Origin of the sequence: Marinoscillum sp. MHG1-6 (assembly GCF_024714475.1) — a bacterium.
Lineage (GTDB): Bacteria > Bacteroidota > Bacteroidia > Cytophagales > Cyclobacteriaceae > JAMZMI01.
Genome location: NZ_JAMZMI010000006.1, coordinates 18099 through 42368 on the forward strand (window position 1 = coordinate 18099; position 24270 = coordinate 42368).

The window sequence follows — 24270 nt, forward strand, 5'->3', positions numbered from 1 at the left end:
ACTATCCCGCGATTTTAGTTAGTGCTTCCTGCTCAGAGTCGACAATATTGAAAATTGCCTGAAGCTTGGTGATTATTAATAATTTTTTGACGTGTTCTGAAGGATTGATCAGGTAAAGATCACCTGACTTATTCCTAAACTTGGTAAGTATGGTGATCAGTACACCAATACCGCTACTGTTAATGTACCGCACATCCGAAATGTTAATGATACAATCCTTGACATCATTATTCAGGGTATCATTAATCAATTCAACCAAATCAGGACCATTGTTCTCTCCTATAAGGTCTCCGGAAAAAACCAATTTTAAAATCCCCTGGTCTATCGCATGTGAATATTTCATTCTCTATTGATTTAAAATCAAAACTTTACTCCAATGGTCATTTATCTAACCACTCAATATTTTCACGAAACAAATTTAATGCTGATTACTTTTTGTTTTCGCAGTTTTCTTTCATGCAGTGCCCGTAGAGTATCAATGAGTGATGGATAACATCAAACTTTAACAGGTCCCCTACCATATTCTGAATGTTTTGAATCCTCGGATCGCAAAATTCAGACACCTTATTGCAATCTGTACAAATAAGGTGGTCATGCTGACGAAAGCCATAAGACTTTTCGTACTGGGCTAGATTTTTTCCAAATTGATGCTTGGTGACCAGGTCACATTCTACCAGAAGATCAAGGGTATTATAAACAGTTGCCCTACTCACCCGATAGTTCTTTTCCTTCATACTGATGTACAAAGACTCTACATCAAAGTGGCCAGTCCTGGAATAAATCTCTTCCAGTATAGCGTACCTCTCCGGAGTTTTCCTGAGTGTCTTTCTTTCAAGATACGCTGTGAAAATCTTTTTAACTTCTTCAAGTATAGCCTCTTGCTGCATTTGGACGCAAATATAGAGCAGTCACAGAATTTACCATTAACTATCTCGGGATATAGAAACAACCCCCTGCACAGCTTCCAGGTTTCTAATCAAAATATCCAGGTGTTTGGTATCATTAACATAAAGCCCGATCTCCCCTTCAAAAATTCCCCCTTCAGTGTTAATGGTTAATGATCTCATGTTGACTTTAAGTTCACTTGATATGATCCGTGAAATATCATTGATGAGTCCCATTCGATCCGTTCCAATGATCTTCAAGTTGGCCAGGAAGGAGTCGTCCTGACTTGAAGTCCACCTCGCTTTAACAACCCTGTAGCCATAATTAGAAAGCAATTCCGCTGCATTGGGACAATTAGTGCGATGTATTTTTATGCCTTCATTAACAGTTACAAAGCCAAAAACATCATCACCAGGGATAGGATTACAACATTTTGCAAATTTGTAATCTACTACATCCATGTCCTCACCTATCAGTAAGAGATCACTATCCTCTTTTCGAACCTGCTTTATTTGTTGCTTAAAGGATTCGGTATTGGATACTCGACCAACTCTTCTAACAGATTCCGACTTATTGTCATTAAACTTCTTGATCTCACTATGATCAATTTTGCCTTTCCCTATCAGATAAAACAGGTCAGTCGGTGTTTTGACCTCAAAAAATGCCGCCATTTGGTCTATGACTTCCTGAGTATAGTCAAGTTTTAGCTGTTTCAATTTTCTTTGGACAATCTCACGGCCATCAGCAGCATATTTTTTCTTCTCCTCCTTTAGGGAGTCTTTAATATTGGACTTGGCTTTGGATGTAACCACATATTTGAGCCAGTCCTCTTTGGGCCGTTGTTTTTTTGACGTCAGAATTTCGACCTGGTCACCATTTCTTAATTGATAGTTTAATGGCACCAACTTCTGATTCACCTTCGCTCCTAAACAACGCGATCCTATTTCTGAGTGTATGTCAAACGCAAAATCAAGGGCGGTAGCACCATTTGGCAGGGTTACCAAATCACCCTTGGGTGTAAAAGCAAAGACCTCTTCCTGAAACAGATTTGACCTAAAATCATCAACAAACTCAATTGCTGAGGTATCATTCTGCTCCAAAATATCGCGAACCTTAGAAATCCACATCTCGAGGCCCTGATCATTAGCACCGTCTTTACTCTCCTTATATTTCCAATGAGCTGCGTAACCCTTTTCGGCTATGTCGTCCATTCTTCTACTTCGAATTTGAACTTCGACCCATTGTCCCTTATCACTCATTACTGTCGTGTGCAAAGACTCGTATCCATTAGACTTGGGAATACTGATCCAATCCCTTAACCGATCAGGGTTAGGTTGATAATAGTCGGTAACTATAGAATATACCTGCCAACAGGCCGCTTTTTCATTTTCAAGGTCAGTATCAATAATTATTCGAATAGCAAACAGGTCGTAGACCTCTTCAAACGGCACATTCTGCTTTCTCATCTTATTGAGAATAGAATGGATTGATTTAGGACGGCCTTTTATCTCACAAGTGAAACTATTCATATCCAGTTCATCCTTGATCGGCTTCATAAAGCTTCGGATGAATTTATTCCTCGCCGCCTTTGTGGCATTGATCTTATTAGCTATATGACTATAGGTCTCACGATCCGTATACTTCAGGTATAAATCCTCCAGCTCAGACTTAATCGCATAAAGGCCAAGCCTGTGCGCCAGTGGAGCATATATATATATGGTCTCATTAGCAATCTTCAGCTGCTTGTCCCGGGGCATACTCCCCAGTGTCCTCATATTATGAAGTCTATCCGCCAGCTTAATCAAAATCACCCTAACATCTTCTGATAGGGTGAGTAACATTTTTCGAAAATTCTCCGCTTGCTGAGAGCTTCCCTGATCAAATACTCCTGATATCTTCGTCAGGCCATCAATAATTCTAGAAACCTTCCGCCCAAACAGCCGCTCAATATCACCAAGGGTCATATCAGTATCCTCTACTACATCATGGAGCAATGCCGCCACAATAGAAGTTGTACCCAGACCAATTTCTGAAACACAAATTTGAGCTACCTCAATGGGGTGAAAAATGTATGGTTCACCGGATTTACGGCGCATATCTTTATGCGCTTCAGCTGATATTGTAAATGCCTTTTTGATGATCGGCGCGTCACCCTTTTTAAGGATTGGTTTGGCGTGCCTGAGCAATCGTCTATAGCGTCTTAGGATTTCCTTTCTCTCTTCTTCCAGGTCTACATTTAAAATCATAAAATAAAATTAATCACACTATTGATGATTATAAAATTCCGTATATCTTTGCACTCCATTTCAGCGGATGTGGCGAAATTGGTAGACGCACTAGACTTAGGATCTAGCGCCGCGAGGCATGGGGGTTCGAGTCCCTCCATCCGCACCAAGCAACCCTCTTTTCATTTTCCTGCCTCGGTTAACATCGGGTAATGGGACGGGAAAGAGGGTTTTTGATTTATGCAAATTACACACTTTAATACTCACTGATTTGGAAATCACACTTGACAAAAAGGACCAGACACAAGCCTCAATTAAAATTAGTTTAAAGGAGGGGGATTATCAACCTGCTGTCACACAAAAGATCAAGGAATACAGCAAAAAGGCTGCAATAAAGGGCTTCAGACCCGGTAAAGTCCCTTTCGGACTTGTGAAAAAAATGTACGGTAAGTCCATTCTTGCAGAGGAATTGAACAAAATTCTTTCCGATCAACTAAACAAATACATTCGAGAAAGTGATCTTCAAATTTTGGGAGAACCAATGCCAAAAGAAGATTCATTCGAAAGTCTGGACTTTGAAAACCCTCAGGATTTTGAATTTGAATACGAAGTTGGCTTTGCTAAGGAGTTTGATCTTCCGGTCGATAGCAAATTCAAAATCGAAAAGAATACGATTAAAGTAGATAAAAAGGTTATCGACGAAACCATCGAAAACCTTCAAAAGCAATTCGGTGAAATTTCCAACCCGGAAACAGCTGTTGCTGGTGATACGCTTCATGGAACAATTATTTCAGAGGCCAACGATATCAACAAAGAGATTGCTATCGACCTAACTGAAACTGAGTCTGCAATCACTAAAAAACTTATTGCTTTAAAGCTGGAAGACAGTTTGGATTTTGATCCAAAGATACTTTACAAAGACAGCCACAAGCTTCACCATCAACTTGACATTTCGCACGATTCATTTGATGAGTTAAAAGCCAAATTAACTTTTACACTCAAAGCTATCAATCACACCACTCCTGCCGAAGTCAACCAGGAACTTTTTGACAAGACTTTCGGTGAAGGAAATGTTAAAGATGAAGCAGAATTTAAGGAGAAGGTAAAAGAGGCTATCAGCGCAAATTACAAAAACGAGGAAGAGCACTTCTTCATTCATAAATTGCGAGAAGCACTAGTAGAGAAGGCTAAAATTGAACTCCCTGATGAGTTTTTGAAAGATTGGTTAATGAAAACCAACAAAAACATCACTCCTGAGGTTCTTGAGCAAGAATACGATGCGTATGCTGCTGAGCTAAAATGGTCTTTGATCAGAAATAAAATAGCTAAAGAGCAAGAGCTTAATGCTGCTCCAAACGAAATTCAGGACGAAGCCAAAAATATGATCCGTTCACAATTCGGACAGGCGGGCTTAATTGGTCAGCTAGATGATCAGCTTGACACCTTTGCAAACAACTACCTTCAGGGAGAAAATGGTGAGAACTATATGAAGGTTCACAACCAGGTACTTTCAACCAAGGTATTTGATTACATTAAATCGCAGATTACTATCAAGGAAAAGGCGGTCAGTGTAGACGATTTTAGAAAACTTTAACGAACTTTCGTTCGAGAAAAAAAGTTTATTTAAAGTCCTTACAATAAGATAAGGACTTTTTTATTTTGTACGAGTTAAGTTATATTGAAACATGATCAATACAGAAGAGTTTAGGAAATTTGCGGTAAAAGGGCAAGGAGTGAATGGTTTGACGTTCGACTCCTACGTAGAAAGGGTTAACAACATGACCCGCGCCGTTATTGAGGAGAGACCAACAAACTTCCGAGAAATTGATGTTTTTTCCAGATTAATAATGGACCGCATTATTTTTCTAGGCATGCAAGTGGAGGAAAACATCGCCAACATTATCACTGCACAATTGTTATTCCTGGAGTCTGTTGACTCAAAGAAGGATATTATGTTGTATATTAATAGTCCGGGAGGATCTGTTTATGCAGGTTTAGGAATGTATGACACGATGCAATTTGTTGGTCCGGATGTGGCAACCATCTGTACCGGAATGGCCGCATCTATGGGCGCTGTATTGATGGCCGGAGGAGCAAAAGGTAAGAGATCTGCACTTCCTCATGCCAGAATCATGATTCACCAGCCTTCTGGTGGTATGCAGGGTCAGTCCAGAGACATGGAAATTACCCTGAAGCAAATGCAGGAATTAAGAAAAGACCTTTATAACATTCTGGCAAGTCATACCGGGAAGACCTATGAGGAGATCGAGAATGACTCCGACAGAGATTATTGGATGAGAGCGGGCGAAGCAAAGAAATACGGTCTTATCGATGAGGTATTAGAGAAAAATCCGAAAGGCTAATGGCACAAGTAACTTGTAGCTTTTGTGGGAGAAATAAGAAAGACGTGGATCTGATGATTTCAGGGATTCATGCTCACATTTGTGATAAATGTATCTCGCAGGCTCAACAAATACTCAGTGAAGAGTTAAAGACAAAGAGTCCATCCGAATCACCAAAATTCAACCTTATCAAGCCTGCTGACATGAAGCAGCACTTAGATGAGTTTGTCATTGGACAGGATGAGGCCAAAAAATACATTTCTGTAGCGGTTTATAATCACTACAAGCGGCTCATGCAGCAAGAAAATAAGGATGATGTGGTGATCGAAAAGTCAAACATCATTATGGTTGGCCAGACTGGTACTGGTAAGACCTATCTTGCAAGAACACTAGCCAAAATCCTTCAGGTACCATTTTGTATCGCTGACGCTACTGTTCTTACAGAAGCTGGATATGTTGGAGAAGATGTTGAAAGTATCCTTACAAGACTGCTTCAGGCGGCTAACTATGAAGTTGAAGCGGCTGAACGTGGCATCGTATACATTGACGAGCTGGATAAAATCGCCAGAAAATCTGACAACCCTTCCATCACAAGAGATGTAAGTGGTGAAGGTGTTCAACAGGCATTACTCAAATTACTGGAAGGAACATCGGTAAATGTGCCACCACAAGGTGGGCGTAAGCACCCGGATCAAAAAATGATTTCGGTGAACACTGAAAACATATTATTCATCTGTGGTGGGGCCTTTGATGGAATAGAACGTCACATAGCAAATCGTTTGAATACCCGACCAATCGGATTTTCAAGTAAGGATGATTTTGAATTAGGAACAATTGACAAGCAAAACCTACTTCAATATGTTACGGCTATTGATTTGAAGAGCTTTGGCCTGATTCCGGAATTAATTGGTAGACTGCCGGTACTTACTCATTTAGACCCACTGAATGAGGAAACGCTCAAAATGATCCTAACGGAACCAAAGAATGCGTTAATCAAACAGTACGAGCGTTTATTCGATATGGAAGGCGTGCAGCTGGCATTTTCTCAGGGCGCTCTTGATTATATTGTTAAGAAAGCGTTGGAATATAAACTAGGTGCCAGAGGGCTAAGATCTATTTGCGAAGCAATTATTACAGACGCTATGTTTGAAATCCCTTCTTCGAAGGACATTAAAGAAATAGAAATAACTAAAGAGTATGCGGCTGAGAAATTCGAGAAATCGAAATTCAATAAGCTAAGGGCGGCATAAGCCAATCAACCAAAATACTCAACGTAATTACGGGGGGTCTCGTAGAGCTTTAGAGAATGAAGTTCGCAGAGACTCCCTAATTTTTTTACACGAGGCTCTAATATCTTCCAAAACTCCATCACCAGGTTCTCGCAACTGGCCATCTTACCCTCCATAAAATCCACATCCATATTAAGGTTTCGATGATCGACCTTATCAATGATCTCAGATTTTATCAGTAGACTCAATTTCTTTAAGTCCACGACAAATCCCGTATCAGGATCCGGATTCCCTTTAACTGTCACAATCAACTCAAAGTTGTGACCATGCCAGTTGTGATTAGCGCATGGCCCAAAAACTTCACGATTCTTCTCCTCACTCCATTTGGGATTGTACAACTTATGAGCTGCGTTAAAATGTTCTTTTCTGCTAACAAAAATCATGGTCTACTTTAAACCGCAAAAGTAGGGAAGCTAGCACTCTTTATCAGGTATTGACACAAAAAAGAGCCGACGCACAAAAAAATCCTGTTTTTGAAAATCAATAGAACTTGGAACCTCTAACCCTATAAAACAAATATCCTTCTGATGAACTCACAATATGGAACAGGCCTCCAAACTTTTATGTTAAAATAACTGAGCGATCAACTTTGTTACATATGTCGTGATGCTTTCAAAAATTAGCGATACGCTAACTGAAGATGGATTTATTTAACAAAATCAACTAACTTTTAGTATCTAATTCAAAATGCTGCAATATGAAAAACGTTTCCTTAATAGCATTTTTAGTACTTCTTTCCAGTTGCTTTTCCATGAAAGACTATGTCCTGGACTCCGATTATAGTTACAGGGGAAGATTCAATAAGTACCGCACATTCAATTTCATGGATGATGAAAATACCGACGCGAGCTCATCCAATAATGAAGTAGTTCAGAAAGCCATAAAGTCGCGATTATCATCAATGGGCTATTCTCAGCAGGATGATAAGCCAGACCTGCTCATCACCTACAGGTTTTACTACAATGATGTATCATTCCTTTGCTATGATCAGCCTGAATTCAACTCCTGGGTTAAAAACAACCTGGGAGGCGTTGAGTTTGAAAAGAAGAAATATGATAGCGCGAGCTTTTATCCAGTTTATAACCTAGAAGAAGAAAGCATTGAGGTAGACGAAGATGGAAATTCCTATGTGGTTACCTCCACCGGCGAATACATTCCCATCAAACAGGAGATGCTGGAAGGCATGATATATTTGACCTTTTTCGATGCAAAAAAGAACAACACCGTTTGGAGCGGATACATGTCAGGGGTATTCCAGGACAATAAAATGGAGAATGAAAGGTTCCTTAGGGCTTCAGTAGGTAAAATTCTGGACGATTATAAAGTTCTGGCAAGAGGTTTTAAATATTACAATTGACCCAAATTCGGTCTACCACCAGAAAGGTTTCTCGTTGACAGGCTCACCACGGCTGTACTCCATACAATCGTAACACTGGGGAGAAGGTTCCTGCTCATGTGCAGTACAATCCTCCAGGGTAGTTGACGGAACAAAATAGGATAGATCATTATCCGTAAGATACCAACGCTGTGCCTGCTCTCTAACCACTCCGAAATAACCCAAAACCTTTTTTTCAGAATCACTTTCGTGGTAAATATTTGATTGAGGATTATATGGCGGCTCTTCAAACAAACCCTCCCTGGAAGCCAGGAGTTGCAAATCCTTTAAATAAAAAAAATACCCTTTATTAAGGAGGTATTGTTTCACTAACACTGTCAACTCTTCATAAACACGTTCATTACGGATCGTTTGAACCTGAAATAGCTTTTGTGGGTATCCTCCATTTTTATCAAGCTTTAATGTATAATCTCGCAAATACAGGGGTTCATTTACCCAACAAATAATTGATCCCTGCCTGCTGGCAAGAGGTGCCCTATACACCCAATGTGCATCGTAATCCCACATATAATATCTTGTATCTATCCCATTAGATGGTACATCCACGTAAATTGATACAGCTTCAACGGTTTCTAATTCAGGTTCACCCGCTTTGTATACGAGAACTTTCATTTGGTCCTCTTCAAAATAAACCGATTTCATGGGTTCAGTCTTGTCCGGGAGTTCCTCCCACCTAGAATGATAAATATCCTGACCATCCTCAATCGTCAATCTATAAGACCTCCCTTCCATAATTTTAAAATCCGGATCAAGAATTACGTATTCCCCATCACCCATTTCATCATAGATCATCTTCCCTCCCTGATCATCTTCGATAAAAACATTAGCTCCTGTCAAAGTTTTATCTCGAACATTAGATGGCTTATTGCTGAAACCCAAACTCACTATAAAAAGCCGACCTTCGGAAGGGTAATTCAGCGTTTCATTAAAACTGACATTTGAAACCCGGGCGTCTACGACCAGATAAGTCACCTCCTGCTCCAGCTCAAACTGATAGGGCTCAATGCAAGAAGTAACCTGAACTATTAGTAGTATTAAGAATACTCCCCTTTGCATTTTCCTAAAACCTAAACTTGTAAGAGACAGAAGGAAAAACAGACCCCAGGATAGTAAGTTGTTTTGCCCGCCCATACCTGTTAAAAAAAATGGAGTATGCATTATCTCTCCCATAAACATTAAAAATAGATATCACCCACTCACCCTGATAGGATTTACTATTTCGTTTCCTTTCCTGAATGTTCATAGAGAGATCCAAACGATGGTAGTCTGGAATTCGATATTCATTTCGTTCAGAATAGTTTAGCACTGCTAAATAAGGATCATATTCGTATTTCGATACAGGAATAGTTATTGGCCTCCCGGTGCTGTAACTAAAATTAGCTGAATAAGAAACGCGCTCCCTGGCCCGATAATTTAATACAACCGTCAAATTATGCGGCTGATCAAAAATAGATGGATAATATTTTCCCTGGTTGATTATTCTGCCAACCTGATCAGGTTCAAACCGTCTCAAACTTCTTGAATAAGTATAAGCCACCCACCCATTCACTTCTCCTTTAGCCTTTTTCATGTAAAGCTCAAGTCCATAAGAAAGCCCTCTGCCTTGCGACAAAACGGACTCAAGAGCCGGATTCACGGTGATATCAGCTCCATCATAATAATCAACAGCATTATGTATCACCTTATAAAAAGCTTCAACTGAAAGTTCATAAGTGTTTTCTTTCAGGTTTTTGAAATAACCAAAAGTGAACTGATCTGATATCAAGGGCTTCAGATGCGGACCACTACTAATCCAATAATCATATGGTGTAGTCGAGGTAGTATTGGACATTAGGTGTAAATATTGAGTAGCTCTACCATATCCCGCTTTCACAGCATTTTTATCATTAAATGCATATCTCATTGAAATCCTGGGCTCCAAATTATGATAGAACTTAACCACCTCACCAGCAGCATATGAAAGGGAGTCTTGTATGTTGGAGTTTCTCCCATCAAAATTATTGTAATCGAACGAAAGAATATCTTCAGGCCCCATCCTGTAAAACTGAGAATACCTCAGCCCTATATTTAGCCCCACTTTTTCCGTAGGTTCAATACTAATTTCATAATAACAGGCTGGTTGAAATATCCTCTGATTACTTATTCTAATCGCTGGGGTATTATTTAAGCTATCAGATGGAATTACTTCTCCCGGACGCAATAGGTAGTAGTTTGCATCTAAGCCAAAGTTCATCGCCATTTTTTCACTCCTCTTAAATGTCAAGTCAAACTTTAGACTTAGATCATTAATTCCGTTTTTGTACGTAAAAGCATCCAGAACATACTCATTATCAATTTGGCTGGAATACTGACTTCTGGATAAACTGAGAGAAGACGACCACACAGCCCCAAATGTGTGGTCCCAAAGAATATTGAAGTTGAGACTATTCCATGAGTAGGTGGAGTCTCCCTCCACTTTAAAGCAATCATGACTACTATAACCACTTAAAGAGATGTAATTCTTATCATTTAGCTTGTAGGTCAGTTTTCCTGTTATATCATAAAAATCAGCATTACTATCATTCAATCCTTCATTGTTCAAGGCTTTTAAAAACCAGTCACTATAAGAATAACGTCCGCCGATAATATAAGATAACCGGTCCTTGATAATTGGGCCTTCGGTGGTCAAATGGGACGAAATAATTCCCACTCCGGCTGACCATATATTCCTGTTCAGGTCTCCATTGCGTAATGAAATATCCAAAACAGACGACACTCTCCCCCCAAATGATGGGGGACCTGCACCTTTGTGTAAGGAAACATTACTGACGATATCAGGGTTGAAGGCCGAAAACATTCCAAATAAGTGTGTAGGGTTGTAAATGACGCTTCGATCCTGTAAGATCAAATTTTGTCCAGCCTCTCCACCCCGAACGTTATACCCTGAGGCTATTTCTCCAACGGAAGAAACACCAGGAAGCGCTGTAATGCTTTTGATTGGGTTTATTTCCCCAAGAAATGTGGGCATCATTTTTATGGCCTCGATCCCCATGCTTTCAACACCAGCATAAGTCTGTTTGATATTAATATTTTCCTTCTCCGCCGTAATTACCAATTCATCCAACTCCGTAACTGAAGGAAACATGGTAATTGATACTCCTGTAGCTTCTGCAAGTGAACTATAGCCAATTACAAAATTAGAATTGGAATGGCCTACATTCCTTATCTCCACATTGTGATAGCCCATTGGAAGCCATAGTTCAAAGTGTCCGTTTATATCCGAAAGGGTACCACTTTCTAAATCTTTAATAACGATTTGAGCTCCAACCAGTGGTTCGTTATAATCTGCCTCCTTTATTTTCCCTTCCAGCCTAAACCGACCACTAGAATTTTCTGTGTTGACTACCAAATAGTTACTTTTTATTCTTCCAAGCGTTCTTTCTGTTTGCTCATCAACAATAAGAGCGATTTTATCTGATGCCTTTACCAAAGCCAGTCCAAAACTCACAAAATAATCTTTCAGAAAATCCTCTAATCTATCCTCTTCCCGGACACCAGAAACATTTAGAGCTTCCATACGTGACTTTTCAAAAATGAAATCCACACCATATTCAGATTCCTTTTCCTCCAAAAATTCATTCAGGATCCGCCCATTGTCTGCGGGCTTTATCATCACATCCCGTACACTTTGAGCTCTCAGAGACTGAAATAATAGAAGCAGCATCCCTATGAGGAGACATGCTCGACTCACACTCAACATCATGAAACAGTGTATTAATACAGTTGCTTGATATTACCATCAAGTTTCAAAAGCAAAAAAAAAGGAGCTTAAAATTAAGCTCCTTTAAAAATGCTATTGATTTTAGAATTTGTCCCAGAACAGTTTAGTGACCTGCTCATCACCACCAATGGCAGTACTGGCAGCTGTCAAAGAAGCAGGATTAAGTGTAGCTTCTCTTATCGGATAGATGAATCTTACAGGAATTTCATCAACGGTAGTAATAGTCTCCGCAATGTTAAATCCATCAAAATCCAATCTTCTCCAGGTAGTCCATCCCTCGTATCCTCTGTTGTAAAGAGCAATCCAGGCCTGTATACCAATCATCTGCTTATAATCCGCACTTGAGTAAGCTGGAAGGCTTGCTATGTAAGCAGCTGACCCAGCCAATCCCCAATCCGCAAAGCTTGATGTAATACCTGCTTCATATAATTCTTGTGCAGTACCAGTGAAAGGAGCAGCTAATGTCATTCCTTTCTCAACAGCCTCAGCAGCTAAGAACAGCAGTTCAGTATAAGTGATAATGCTTGCCGAAATATCTGGCTCAAAGAACATCGTTCCGATTTTTGTTTTACCGGCGTAACCATTAGCTGTACCATAGGTACCACCTATATAAGCTTTAACTTCTGTAGAGTCAGCAGCCAATACAGTGTAAGGTAACATCGCAGTCGTAACGGCAACAAGAGAATCTTCACCATCTACATCCTCATAAACAAGGAATTTAGGTGAATTCAATACCGAATCTTTCTTACTTCCGGTTGACGGATCAACTTCATATGGAAAAGGCATCGTTTCCGTAGCAAACAACTGTAAACGTGGATCCAGCAATGAATCCAACAAGTCAACAACAGTATTTGCAATCACAAAGTCCTTTCTTCCACTTAGCACCAAATCTTCGTATAGAGGATTGGTACTTGGGGGAGTAGCACTGTAGGTGATTGTAGTGTTCTCTGCACTACTTGAAATCACACCTGTAGCCAGGGCTTCAGTAATCCAGGTTTGAGCCAAAGTTGGATTTGCATCGATCAGCATCACACCCATTCTAAACTTCAAAGAAGCCGCAAACTTCACCCACATGGCGGCATCTCCACCATATACAGGGTCCTGCGCCTCTGAGAACCCGTCAAAAGCTGGGTCGATATTATCGATGGCGTTATCCAACATATCTACGCAAGCTTGATAAATGGTCAGCGCATCGTCATACTTGGGAGTAAGGTTATCTGGATCAAGGGCCTCGCTAAAAGGCACATCACCAAATGTCTCCACAAGGAATGAATAGACATACGCTGTATTGATGTCTATGATCAACTGCTGATTCAACTCTTGCTCATCAGGAACCGTCGCATCCGGGTTAGCGATGATAAAAGCTTTACCATCAGCCATATCCTTCAGTGCTTCCCTATATGCATTTGTAAACAGGTTATCAGGATTTTCCCTTGTAACCATATTGTAACCAGACTCATCCGGGTAGGTCGTCTGTGCCCAGTACTGGGCGTATAGTCTAAACACGTTTTCGTTAACGTTCGTGTTAGTCATCATATCGAACATTTCTCTAAGACCATTGGTAAACAAATCTTCACCAGGCACCTCAACAGGATACGTCTTAGGAGTGTTCAATTTATCCATTCTATCGTCACAGGCAAACAGTGTTGCCGCTGCGAATATTGCTATTAATATTTTTTTCATAATCTAATCTTTTCAGTTATTAGAAGTTGAAATCTACTTTGAAACCTACTGTTCTTGTTGTTGGGTAAGAACCTGATACGTAACCTTGCGCATTACCTGCACCTAGACCAGACTCGGGATCAGCGTAAGGAAGGTATTTCTTAATGATCCATAGGTTTCTACCTACAACTGAAAGGTTGATATTCTTAGCAAATCCACCAATCAAGTCACTAGGCAAACTGTAGCTTAATGCCAACTCTCTCAATTTGATATAAGTAGCATCATAAACAGTTAGCGCTGCGGGGTTTCTAGCACTGTTACCCCAGTAGAACACACCACCATAGTAATCAGCACGTCCATAAACTTCATTTGGAGTTCCATCAGCCTGAACACCTTCCAGCTTAATACCTCCTCCATCAGCTACAGGTAGTCTCCAATCATTCCCTAAATCATTGGTTCCAACAGTATTAGCGGTAACACCAGTTCCTTGTCCATAATGCATATCCAATGAGTAAACATCACCCCCTTGGGACCAGTCAATCAGGAAGCTTAAGTTCAGGCCTTTATATGATAGGGAGTTAGTAATACCCATCATCCAATCCGGATTAGGATTACCAATTACCTGATCAGGAACAGCTGCATAATAACCACTTGAAGTGACTACTTTTTCACCATCCAAATACTCAAACCCGGTGCCCCTAAGTACTCCGAAAGGCTCACCAACAGTGGCGTTCAATGACACACCGCCCTGGTAGCTTTGGATAACAAAGTTTTCAATTCCCTGGGCCAGAGACTTAACCTCACTTCTGTAAGCCGTCCAGTTTACAGTTGCATCCCATGAGAAATCACCAACTTTTACTGGAGTACCTGACAAGGTAAGTTCAAGTCCATGATTATTGATTTCACCACCGTTTACTGTTTTGTATCTGTAACCAGTCGCTCTTGACACTTCAATGGTCATGATCTGATTGAAAGTATTGGTATTGTACGCTGCAACATCAAATCTCAATCTGTTATTCAAAACTGAACCCTCCAAACCGAACTCCAAACTTTTTTGTCTTTCAGGCTCTAGTTCAGGGTTTCTTCTGTATGAAGAAGCGGTGTAAATAACAGCCTTATCAAAATTATCATTTCTCAAATAGTAGTCCTTGGTGTTCAATGGATCTGTGTCGTTACCTACCTCAGCGTAGTTCAATCTTGCCTTACCGAAGTTCAACCATGGAAGGTCAACCACTTCAGAGAAGATAAAACTCAAAGCTGCTGAACCATAGTTGTAAGCATTGTTACCAACAGGAAGTGCAGAAGAAATATCTCTTCTTCCGGTCAAATCAAGGTACAACATGTCATTGTAACCTAAATTTACATTACCAAAGAAACCATAAACTTCCTTCTCCTGAATGGTCTCAACAGGAAGAGGCAATTTATTCTTTGAGTTATTGATCGTATATAAATCCGGAATCGCCAAACCTCCTGAAGTAGACTGCCATACAGACTCAAAATTCTGAACTCGAATATTTGAACCCACTAAGGCGTATAAAGAAAGATCAGAGGATAATTTTCTGTTAACGGATACCAAGAAGTCGTAATTCGCTTCTGTTACCTCTCTATCTTCTCTATGATAACCGGACTGCTCGTCCAATTTTTGGATACCAAACTCCTGTGGCACACTACCTACCGCTCTTCGTTGCTCTCTTAACTCAGTATAGTGGTCGAGAGAAACTCTACCAGTGATATTCAACCAGTCAATTGGGTTAAAATCCAATGATACGTTACCGAAGGTTCTATTTCTTTTATCTGTCTGGTAGTTTTTGTGTCTCGTCCAATATGGGTTATCCCAGAAAATCGGATCAAAATCACCTCCCGCGGCATCGTACATATTCCATGTTACATTTCTGCCTGTTTCGAAGAACAAATCCTTCTGATCCTTTATACTAACATTAGTCTCCCACCACTGTCTGAATTCCGACATCAGGTTATCACCGTAACCTGTAGAGTTTCTACCTGTTACATCCTGAGCACTGATGTTAGCATTAACAGTTGCTGTCAACTTAGGATTGATTTTGCTAACCCCTGAGAAATTAATGGTATGTCTTAGCAGATCACTGTTTGGAAGGATACCAGTTTGATTAAAGTTGGTATATCCAAGTCGGAAAGTATTATTTTCACTTCCCCCAGATATTGAAACAGAGTTATTCCAAGTTAAAGACGTTTCAAAGAAATCAACCGGAGTACTTTCGGCAGCAGACCAGGCATAAGGCTTGCCAAAATTCGGTGATTCAGGAACGAATGAATCCCAATGCCAAACATTAAGAGTTGGATCAAATTTTTGACCGTATGAGGCATCTTCGTAAGTTGGAACAGTCCAGTCCGCCTGGTCAATGGTTCCATCACCATTATTATCGTAGTAATCATCGAAAGGACCTCCGTCATTACCATAATAGTAATTAGAATAACCAGCACCGTATTGATCCTGATATTTCACAAAGGTCTTTTTATTAATTTTACCTATTATTAGACCACTAGAAACCGAAACACCAATACCCTGACCACTTTTCCCCTTCTTGGTAGTAATGATCACAGCACCATTAGCAGCTCTTGATCCATAAAGCGCAGTTGCCGCAGCACCTTTCAAAACACTGATGCTTTCGATACTCTCAGGATTAATATCAGAAGCTGCGTTACCATAGTCATAACCGTATCGACCACGCTGCTGGTAATCATCATTACCAGTTCTGTTATCGATAGGCACCCCATCCACAACAAAGAGTGGCTGATTTGTTCCTGAAATTGAATTGTTACCTCTAATAACAATGTTCGTAGAACCTCCAAAGTTATTATTGGTCCTAATCTGAACACCAGCAACTTTACCAGATAAAGAGTTGACAAAGTTTTGCTCTTTAGCCTGAGTTACCGCATCACTATCCAGAGTCTGCGTTGCATAACCTAATGAGGCCTTATCTCTGGAAATGTTCATGGCAGTTACGACCACTTCGGTCAACTGTTGAACATCCGAGCTCATTCCCACATCTATAGTAGACCTTGTTCCGATTGAAACTTCCTGAGTCTGCAATCCCACAAATGAGAAAACGAGCGTGCCTCCATCTTCAGGTACACTAATTCTGTAGTTACCATCCAAATCAGACGTTGTACCTGTAGTAGTTCCTTTCAGAACTACGTTCACTCCTGGTATCCCGCTGCCGTCCTCGGCAGAGGTGATCTTACCAGATACCGTTCTTTGCGCCATTGTCCCAAAGACAACAGCTAAAGACATGAAACTGAGTAGTAGAATCCTCTTCATATCATACTGTTTAAATTGAACATTATGTTTACATGACTAAATTTATAATAATTATATGGTATTGAACAAAACCAATAAATGTTTTGACAATTGCCATAAAAGGGGTGTTTTGATTGTAAAATCGGGAAAAACAGGATATTTCAATCTCAGAACATCCCAATTAAAAAAATCACCAAATATTCATCGCTAATTCCCTGATCTACTTGAATGAAATTTGGGGTGATTTTTTTGAAAAAAATTGTAGATTTTTTAGACGAGCGGTTAAAGGATTACTTTAAGACTCTGAAAGTGATTCTACGGTTAATTCGATATACCTCCTCGGACTCCCCTGCTTGTAACGGACGACTGCTTCCAAAACCCTTTGCAACCATTCTTTTGGGGGATATTCCTCTTGACTTCAGATAATTGAATACAGATTCAGCTCTTTGGAGAGATAAGCGAACATTATAGTCATCTTCCCCCTGACTATCTGTATGCCCTTCAATCTGAAATTGTACTTCAGGGTTAGATTCCAGAAACTTAACAATACTCTCTAACTCAAGTCTTGATTTATCACTTAGCTTATACCGGTCAAATTCAAAATATATATTCTTTAGCACCACCGAACTTCCCGGCTTTATGGGCTTCAAATCAACATTTACCGTATCTGGACGCAATAATTCATTGCTTCTAGACTCGAATGAAAGGTTCTCGAACAGATATTTTTCCCTATCTACAAATACACCATACTCAACACCTGCCGTCAATGCAATGAAATAGGAACCTGAAGCGGGATCTGAAAACGCAAGGTATTCATCAGTACTATCAGACAAGTTCAATAGCCGCAGTCTTGCTCCTAATGGCGCTTTAGTCTCCTCATCCCTAACCAAACCCGTTACATAACTCACTTTACTTACTTCAAACGTATCTGATTCGATTTTGAAATTAACAATCTTGCTTTCAACCACCATTCCACGTTCCATTCTCTCTTTAGAATAATAGGCCTCAGTGCCATCAGGGGCAATGAACAGCGAAACTTCATCTTTATAAGAGTTAATCGGGTAGCCCAAATTCACTGGTTGTGACCAAACATTATTCTCTTTTTTAGAAAAAAACAGATCATATCCTCCCAATGATGGATAAGAATTACTTGAAAATAGTAGAATATTATTGTTTGCGTGAATAAATGGAGTGGTTTCGTCTTTCCAACCGTTAATCGTTGACCCCATATTCACCGGCTGAGACCAATTCGTCCCATTAAGCGTGGTAACCCATAAATCCCTATTACCAAATCCTCCCGGACGGTTACTTGAAAAATAGATCTTTCGTCCATCAGCACTAAGAGAAGGCTGAGAGTCCCAATGCTTTGAATTCACCACTTCCCCCATATTCCGCGGCTCCGACCATTCATTACCTTCTCGCGTACACATAAATAAGTCACAGCTTCCGATAGTCCGACCATCATCACATGAGGTAAAGACCAAGGTTCGACCATCTGCTGATATAGAACAGGCTCCTTCATTCAGATCGGTATTGATCATCGGAGATATAGATTCTCCTTCACTCCACCCTGAATCAGAGCGTACACTAAACACAATATCCTCATCGGCACCCGGGTGATTCGCATCCCGCTTGGTATAGAGTAAGGTTCTTCCATCTACAGCAAGGACTGGGAAATATTGAAGAGCAAAGCGGTTGACACTGGCGGGCAATTCGTTCAATACCAGATCATCTTGATTTTTAATGGCTTCCAGGGAGAATTCGATACTTTCAGCCAATAGCTTGATGTTCGGGTCATTCGATAAATCAGGCTTCAAATTCAATAGTTGCGTCATAGCCTGATCAGCGAGTTCATAATGACCAAATGAAAAATTTAAATATGCCAGATTTTTCCAAATTCCCCAACTCACCTTTTCCTTAGGAGTAACCTCAGAATATCCCTGATAGTATTTAAGACTAGATTCCTGATCCCTGTAAAGGGAATAGATCGTTGCTAGCTTGAGATAGGCCTCCCGAAAACTGTTATCCTTTTTTATAGCACTCTCAAATAGCGCTATTGCAGTTTCAAAGTTCCTGTCAATAACTGCTTGCTCTCCCTTTTCGAAAAGCTTGATGGCCTTACCACTAGAAGTTGAATACTTCTGCGCGGACAGTACCAGAGAACCGAGAAAAAAACACAGAAAAAATAACTTTCGAAGATCAATCAAGGAATGTTCAGGTATTTGTGAGTCTGTAAAGATATCCTCCATTTTGGATTCTTCTTCACATAATCAACGATGAGGGGCATCATCGCGTTTCTTTTACCCCATTCCGGCTGTAAATAAAGCTGGGCTTCTGCGTTCATTTTAGATGCATGTTCCTCAGCCCAGGAAAAATCTGATTTATTATATATTATGACCTTAAGTTCATTGGCCTGCTGATAATATTCAGCCAGCGGAGCCTTAAACTTCTTGGGAGAAAAGCATATCCAGTCCCAATTACCAGTGATTGGGTACACACCTGCTGTCTCCACATTGGTTTGCAGCGAGCTTTGCTTAAGCACATCAGTTAAAGAAGTCAGATCATACATTAATGGCTCCCCTCCAGTTACCACCACAACTTTGGTACCTGATGATTTTGCCTGCTCCACCATTTTTAAGATATCAACCTCAGGGTGATCACTAGCTTCCCATGATTCCTTCACATCGCACCACACACAACCCACATCACATCCACCCAAACGGATGAAATATGCCGGAGTACCCGAGTAAAAACCTTCACCCTGTATGGTGAAGAAAGATTCCATTAACGGAAGTTTCGATCCTGAAATTGAATCAGCCATTCAAATGCTGCTGCTCGTACGCTCTCATGGTATTTAATAGTAGAGAAGCAATGGTCATCGGTCCAACACCCCCAGGTACCGGAGTGATGTAAGAACTGATTTCTGACACTGCCTCATAATCCACATCACCACTCAACTTAAATCCTGTTTTACTTGATGAGTCCTCTACTCGTGTGGTTCCTACATCTACGATCACCACGCCAGGCTTCACCATGTCTTTTGTAATCAGGTTAGGTTTTCCTACGGCTACAATGAGTATATCGGCTTCTTTCGTATGAGACGCTAAATCTGTAGTGTATTTATTGCAAACCGTGACGGTGGCTCGACCTTCCTCCAATAACATCATGCTTAAAGGAGCTCCAACCAATCTGCTTGATCCAACTACCACACAGTGTTTACCTTCCAGAGGAATATCGTATCTTCTTAATATCTCCATCACACCAAAAGGAGTGGCCGGAAGAATCAAAGGATTCTTTGACACGATACTGCCAAAATTCTGATTAGTAAAACCGTCGACATCTTTTTCAGGTTTGATCCGCTCCGTTACTTTTTCCACTGAGATGTGTTCAGGTAATGGCAACTGAACAATAAAACCATCTATATCCTCATCGTCGTTAAGCTGATCAACATGCTTGAGCAGTTTATCCTCTGAAATGGTACTCGCAAAGTGCATTAAGGTATAATCAAACCCTACTGCTTTGCACGCCTTAATCTTGCCATTTACATAAGTATGACTTGCGCCATCATCTCCTACAATAATGATTGCCAAATTTGGAGCTCGCTTATCTTCCTTTTTGAGTTGCTCTACTTTGAGCGAAACTTCGCTTCTAATATCGGAAGCCACCTTTTTACCATCAAGGATTTTAGAACTTGAAGTTGGATGTGAGGAGTTGGAAGTCATTAGATCAATTTATTTCTAAAGCCAATAATCATATTCATCAAATTGTAAGCGCGAAGATAAAAATCATTGAACTCTTCTCCACTCATATAATCTCTTCGTTTTGCCTTGTGCAAGCAGGTAACAACTTCAGCTAAAGACCTTATTGAATACCCAAGAAATCTCCTGAACTCCGCATTGGATTGAAGAATTGATCCCTCAGAAATATTTAATCCAACTGAATTGACAGCTCTTCTTATTTGAGATGTAAGATTGAAGTTTTCATTATCAGGAAAATCTTTCGAAGCCTTAAAAACCATCTCAGCAAAATCCATTGAATCCTGCCAGATTCTCAACTTTTCAATTTTAAACCCAACTTCCTGCTTCGTACTCCCTTCCCTCAAACTAGTCCAGTTTCAATACCGCCATGAAAGCCTCCTGTGGAATCTCCACGTTACCTACCTGACGCATTCGTTTTTTACCTTTTTTCTGTTTTTCAAGAAGTTTACGCTTTCGCGAAATATCACCTCCGTAACATTTAGCCAAAACGTTTTTCCTCATGGCCTTTACGGTTTCTCTTGCAATAATTTTTGTTCCAATTGAGGCCTGAACCGCAATTTCAAACATCTGTCGAGGGATTAGCTCTTTCAGTTTTTCACAAAGTCTTTTACCCCATTCGTACGCCTTATCTCTGTGAACAATTGCTGATAGTGCATCAACTTTTTCCCCATTGAGCATGATATCCAACTTCACCATATGCGACTGACGATACCCAATCAGTTCATAATCCAATGAGGCATACCCTCGTGATATTGTCTTTAATTTATCAAAGAAATCGAAAACAATTTCGGCCAGCGGCAACTCAAAAGTCAGCTCAACCCTGTCACTGGTTAGGTAAACCTGGTTTTTGATTTCACCTCTTTTATCCATACACAGAGCGATCACTGCTCCAATATATTCCGATTTCGTAATGATCTGCGCTCTGATGTAAGGCTCCTCCACATGAGAAATATAATTTGACTCAGGCAACTCTGAAGGCGCACTCACCTTAACAATTTCTCCATCTGACTTAATCGCATGGAATCGTACCGACGGCACGGTAGTGATTACCGTCATATCAAACTCACGCTCCAGTCTCTCTTGCACAATTTCCATATGCAACATACCTAGGAATCCGCATCGGAACCCAAAGCCAAGCGCCATGGATGTCTCAGGTTCCCAAACCAGCGATGCATCATTGAGCTGCAACTTCTCCATTGAAGCCCTTAATTCTTCGAATTCACTGGTCTCTACCGGGTAAATACCCGCATAAACCATCGGTTTCACATCCTCAAACCCTTTGACCTGACGTTGAGTAGGCCTATCAACATGGGTAATCGTATCCCCAACTTTGACTTCTTTTGCCACCTTAATACCGGAAATTATGTAGCCAACATTTCCAGCTTTCAATTCCTTACGTGGCTCGTGATCCAGCTTCAATACGCCAATTTCATCTGCTTCGTAAACTTTCCCCGTATTAACGAATTTGACTTTGTCACCCTTCTTGATCGTACCATTAAACACTCGGAAGAATACTTCGATCCCTCTAAATGAATTGAAAACTGAATCAAAGATCATCGCCTGAAGCGGCTCCTCCGGATCGCCTTTTGGTGATGGGATTCTTGCGACGATGGCATTCAGTATATCCTCAATACCAATTCCCTCTTTGGCACTGGCGTGGATGATATCCTCTTTGGCGCATCCTATCAAATCGATAATTTGATCAGAAACCTCCTCAGGCATGGCGCCTGGAAGGTCGATTTTGTTAAGCACCGGAATTATTTCCAAATCATGCTCAAGTGCCAGATACAAATTCGAGATGGTCTGAGCTTCAATACCCTGTGAGGCATCCACAATTAATAATGCCCCTTCACAAGCTGCAATTGAACGAGAAACCTCATAAGAGAAATCCACGTGTCCTGGAGTGTCAATCAGGTTCAAAATGAACTCCTTACCACCTTTTAGATAGTTCATCTGGATTGCGTGACTTTTGATAGTAATACCTCTTTCACGCTCCAAATCCATGTTATCCAGCAACTGAGCTTGCATGTCCCGATCAGATACCGTTTGGGTAAATTCGAGGAGACGATCAGCAAGGGTACTCTTGCCGTGATCGATGTGAGCAATGATGCAGAAATTACGAATATGATCCATATGAACTATTAAAAGTGGGCAAAGTTAGCACAAACAATAGTCATTATTGAAGCTTTACGTAATAAGGATTTTGGGAGATGAAGGAATCCCCTATTCTTTATTTTTAGTGTCCATTGAAATGGTTACCGGCCCATCATTGACCAGCGACACTTTCATATCAGCACCAAACTCACCAGTATAAATGCTAAGCCCGGATTTCTTTAGATCTTCAACAAATTTCATGTAAAGAGGGATGGCAATTTCTGGTCTGGCTGCTTTAATGTAGGAAGGACGATTACCTTTTTTTGTACTCGCGTGAAGCGTAAATTGACTCACCACCAACAACTCTCCTTTATGATCCAGAATACTCTCATTCATGACACCCTCCGAATCTGAAAAAACTCTCAAATTCAAAATTTTCCTGGTTAGCCAATCGATGTCTTCCAAACCATCAGCCTCCTCAATGCCTAACAAAATCAACAGACCTTTTCCAATCCGGGATTTCACTACTCCATCAATAGTAACAGAGGCCTCGGAAACTCGCTGAATAACTACACGCATAGTTTAAGCACCAGCTTCCTCCCAGCTCAGAAATTGATCGATATCTTCTTTGATGCTTCGGAAAATAAAAAGAACAATGGAGATATCATCAGTAAATCCCAGCGCAGGAATAAAGTCAGGCAGAAGATCAAGTGGTGTAATAAAGTACACTAATGCAAAAACAAGCATCAGCATGGACTGAATAGAAAAGCTGTGATATTCCCCGGTCACCTGCGCTTTTACCATACGAATAATAGTCTGCAAATGATAGATAAAATTTTGCTTACCCTCCCCATCCTGAGAAATTTCATCAATTTTATCCTTGACCGATTCCAGGAGCTTTTTCACCCTCTCATTGTTTGAAAGGGTTTCCTTTGCCCGTGTCATCATCGCATCTATTTTCTTATTAGCCATCAGCTTAAAATAACTCTTTTATCTCCCCTTTCAAAAAGTGGATAGCGCCTTTAATCGTATCGCTTTGGTTTTGCATTGATTTTTCCAAAACTAATCGTGCCAGCTCAATACTTGCCGCATCGGCTTTCACCTCATTTCCTGCTTCATTAATTAATGAAATCAGTTGCTCCACAGCACCTGAAACAAAAGACCACGCGTCATCAGAGATATAAACTTGTTGAGACAGGTTATGGTTATATTCACTCCGAATCTCACTTACCAACATACTTTGCAATTCTTTCGCGGTCATCCCGCTTTCATTTAAACGCGGTATGATGTTATTAGGAGAAATACGCTCCAGAAGCAAGCAGATACGCTCATAGGCCTGAAGCCGAATGGGCATCACCACCTCTTGATTTTTATGTCTTAAGGTTTGCTGATATTCATCCAACTGACGCTGCATAAATGAACGCACCATCAAATACACGGCGTATAATACAATGATTGCAGGTAAGGTAATTTTCAGAAGGTCGTAAACCATCTCCATTGGATCGGTGTTAAGAGTTTATCATTTTTGTCAAATCGACATATAACTTTGCTGCTACGTTTATTGTGGAATTATTCCACCACC

20 protein-coding genes and 1 tRNA gene are annotated in these 24270 nt (G+C 40.5%); 5 read left to right on the forward strand and 16 right to left on the reverse strand.

The features are described 5' to 3' along the window. Position 1 precedes the first annotated feature (1 nt). The 3 genes from NXR94_RS13395 to NXR94_RS13405 all read right to left on the reverse strand — a co-directional run bounded on the left by NXR94_RS13395 (position 2) and on the right by NXR94_RS13405 (position 3128). Complete coding sequence (locus NXR94_RS13395; protein WP_258105163.1) at positions 2–343, reverse strand: STAS domain-containing protein; 342 nt, start codon at positions 341–343, stop codon at positions 2–4. A gap of 85 nt (positions 344–428) precedes the next feature. After that, positions 429–887 (reverse strand): Fur family transcriptional regulator, encoded by a 459-nt coding sequence (locus NXR94_RS13400; protein ID WP_258105164.1) that lies wholly within the window; start codon positions 885–887, stop codon positions 429–431. 36 nt (positions 888–923) lie between these two features. Further along, positions 924–3128, reverse strand: a complete 2205-nt coding sequence (locus NXR94_RS13405) for a bifunctional (p)ppGpp synthetase/guanosine-3',5'-bis(diphosphate) 3'-pyrophosphohydrolase (protein WP_258105331.1) — start codon at positions 3126–3128, stop codon at positions 924–926. 66 nt (positions 3129–3194) lie between these two features. Here NXR94_RS13405 and NXR94_RS13410 point away from each other — a divergent pair. The 4 genes from NXR94_RS13410 (at position 3195) to clpX (ending at position 6702) form a co-directional block, all read left to right on the forward strand. Continuing rightward, positions 3195–3279: transfer RNA gene (locus NXR94_RS13410), tRNA-Leu, on the forward strand. Positions 3280–3381: 102 nt separating this feature from the next. Continuing rightward, a complete protein-coding gene (gene tig, locus NXR94_RS13415; RefSeq protein ID WP_258105165.1) occupies positions 3382–4704 on the forward strand; it encodes a trigger factor in 1323 nt (440 codons plus the stop codon). A 91-nt stretch (positions 4705–4795) separates the two neighbouring features. Next, on the forward strand, positions 4796–5473 hold the full coding sequence (locus NXR94_RS13420; protein ID WP_258105166.1) for a ClpP family protease: 678 nt from the start codon (positions 4796–4798) through the stop codon (positions 5471–5473). Next, entirely contained in the window at positions 5473–6702 is a 1230-nt protein-coding gene (clpX, locus tag NXR94_RS13425) for an ATP-dependent Clp protease ATP-binding subunit ClpX (protein WP_258105167.1), read from the forward strand. Before NXR94_RS13420 ends, clpX begins: the two co-directional genes overlap by 1 nt. 5 nt (positions 6703–6707) lie before the next feature. Here the strand turns inward: clpX and NXR94_RS13430 are convergent, their stop codons facing one another. Continuing rightward, positions 6708–7124: a 6-carboxytetrahydropterin synthase gene (locus tag NXR94_RS13430; RefSeq protein WP_258105168.1), complete on the reverse strand. Its 417-nt coding sequence runs from the start codon at positions 7122–7124 to the stop codon at positions 6708–6710. A gap of 314 nt (positions 7125–7438) precedes the next feature. Between NXR94_RS13430 and NXR94_RS13435 the strand changes: the two genes are divergently transcribed. Next, on the forward strand, positions 7439–8098 hold the full coding sequence (locus NXR94_RS13435) for a DUF4136 domain-containing protein (RefSeq protein ID WP_258105169.1): 660 nt from the start codon (positions 7439–7441) through the stop codon (positions 8096–8098). A gap of 12 nt (positions 8099–8110) precedes the next feature. On the opposite strand, the gene NXR94_RS13440 is transcribed toward NXR94_RS13435, so the two are convergent. From NXR94_RS13440 to NXR94_RS13495, 12 genes are all read right to left on the reverse strand, one after another. Then, a complete protein-coding gene (locus NXR94_RS13440; RefSeq protein WP_258105170.1) occupies positions 8111–9193 on the reverse strand; it encodes a DUF4249 domain-containing protein in 1083 nt (360 codons plus the stop codon). 4 nt (positions 9194–9197) lie between these two features. Further along, positions 9198–11879, reverse strand: a complete 2682-nt coding sequence (locus NXR94_RS13445) for a TonB-dependent receptor (protein WP_258105171.1) — start codon at positions 11877–11879, stop codon at positions 9198–9200. A 99-nt stretch (positions 11880–11978) separates the two neighbouring features. After that, positions 11979–13580: a SusD/RagB family nutrient-binding outer membrane lipoprotein gene (locus tag NXR94_RS13450; protein WP_258105172.1), complete on the reverse strand. Its 1602-nt coding sequence runs from the start codon at positions 13578–13580 to the stop codon at positions 11979–11981. A 19-nt stretch (positions 13581–13599) separates the two neighbouring features. Further along, positions 13600–16857 (reverse strand): SusC/RagA family TonB-linked outer membrane protein, encoded by a 3258-nt coding sequence (locus tag NXR94_RS13455; protein ID WP_258105173.1) that lies wholly within the window; start codon positions 16855–16857, stop codon positions 13600–13602. 269 nt (positions 16858–17126) lie between these two features. Next, positions 17127–19085, reverse strand: a complete 1959-nt coding sequence (locus NXR94_RS13460) for an OmpA family protein (protein WP_258105174.1) — start codon at positions 19083–19085, stop codon at positions 17127–17129. Continuing rightward, complete coding sequence (locus NXR94_RS13465; protein WP_258105175.1) at positions 19040–19621, reverse strand: 7-carboxy-7-deazaguanine synthase QueE; 582 nt, start codon at positions 19619–19621, stop codon at positions 19040–19042. Before NXR94_RS13465 ends, NXR94_RS13460 begins: the two co-directional genes overlap by 46 nt. A 28-nt stretch (positions 19622–19649) precedes the next feature. Next, the gene (locus NXR94_RS13470) at positions 19650–20558 is read right to left on the reverse strand and encodes a bifunctional 5,10-methylenetetrahydrofolate dehydrogenase/5,10-methenyltetrahydrofolate cyclohydrolase (RefSeq protein WP_258105176.1); all 909 of its coding nucleotides are present in this window, start codon (positions 20556–20558) and stop codon (positions 19650–19652) included. After that, on the reverse strand, positions 20558–20938 hold the full coding sequence (locus tag NXR94_RS13475) for a four helix bundle protein (RefSeq protein WP_258105177.1): 381 nt from the start codon (positions 20936–20938) through the stop codon (positions 20558–20560). Before NXR94_RS13475 ends, NXR94_RS13470 begins: the two co-directional genes overlap by 1 nt. Position 20939: 1 nt before the next feature. Continuing rightward, positions 20940–22727 (reverse strand): translation elongation factor 4, encoded by a 1788-nt coding sequence (gene lepA / locus NXR94_RS13480; RefSeq protein ID WP_258105178.1) that lies wholly within the window; start codon positions 22725–22727, stop codon positions 20940–20942. A 90-nt stretch (positions 22728–22817) separates the two neighbouring features. Then, a complete protein-coding gene (dtd, locus tag NXR94_RS13485) occupies positions 22818–23267 on the reverse strand; it encodes a D-aminoacyl-tRNA deacylase (RefSeq protein WP_258105179.1) in 450 nt (149 codons plus the stop codon). A gap of 3 nt (positions 23268–23270) precedes the next feature. After that, positions 23271–23660 carry a YkvA family protein gene (locus NXR94_RS13490; protein WP_258105180.1) on the reverse strand — a complete coding sequence of 130 codons (390 nt, stop codon included), beginning with the start codon at positions 23658–23660 and terminating at the stop codon, positions 23271–23273. 4 nt (positions 23661–23664) lie between these two features. Further along, on the reverse strand, positions 23665–24186 hold the full coding sequence (locus tag NXR94_RS13495) for a hypothetical protein (protein WP_258105181.1): 522 nt from the start codon (positions 24184–24186) through the stop codon (positions 23665–23667). Positions 24187–24270 lie beyond the last annotated feature (84 nt).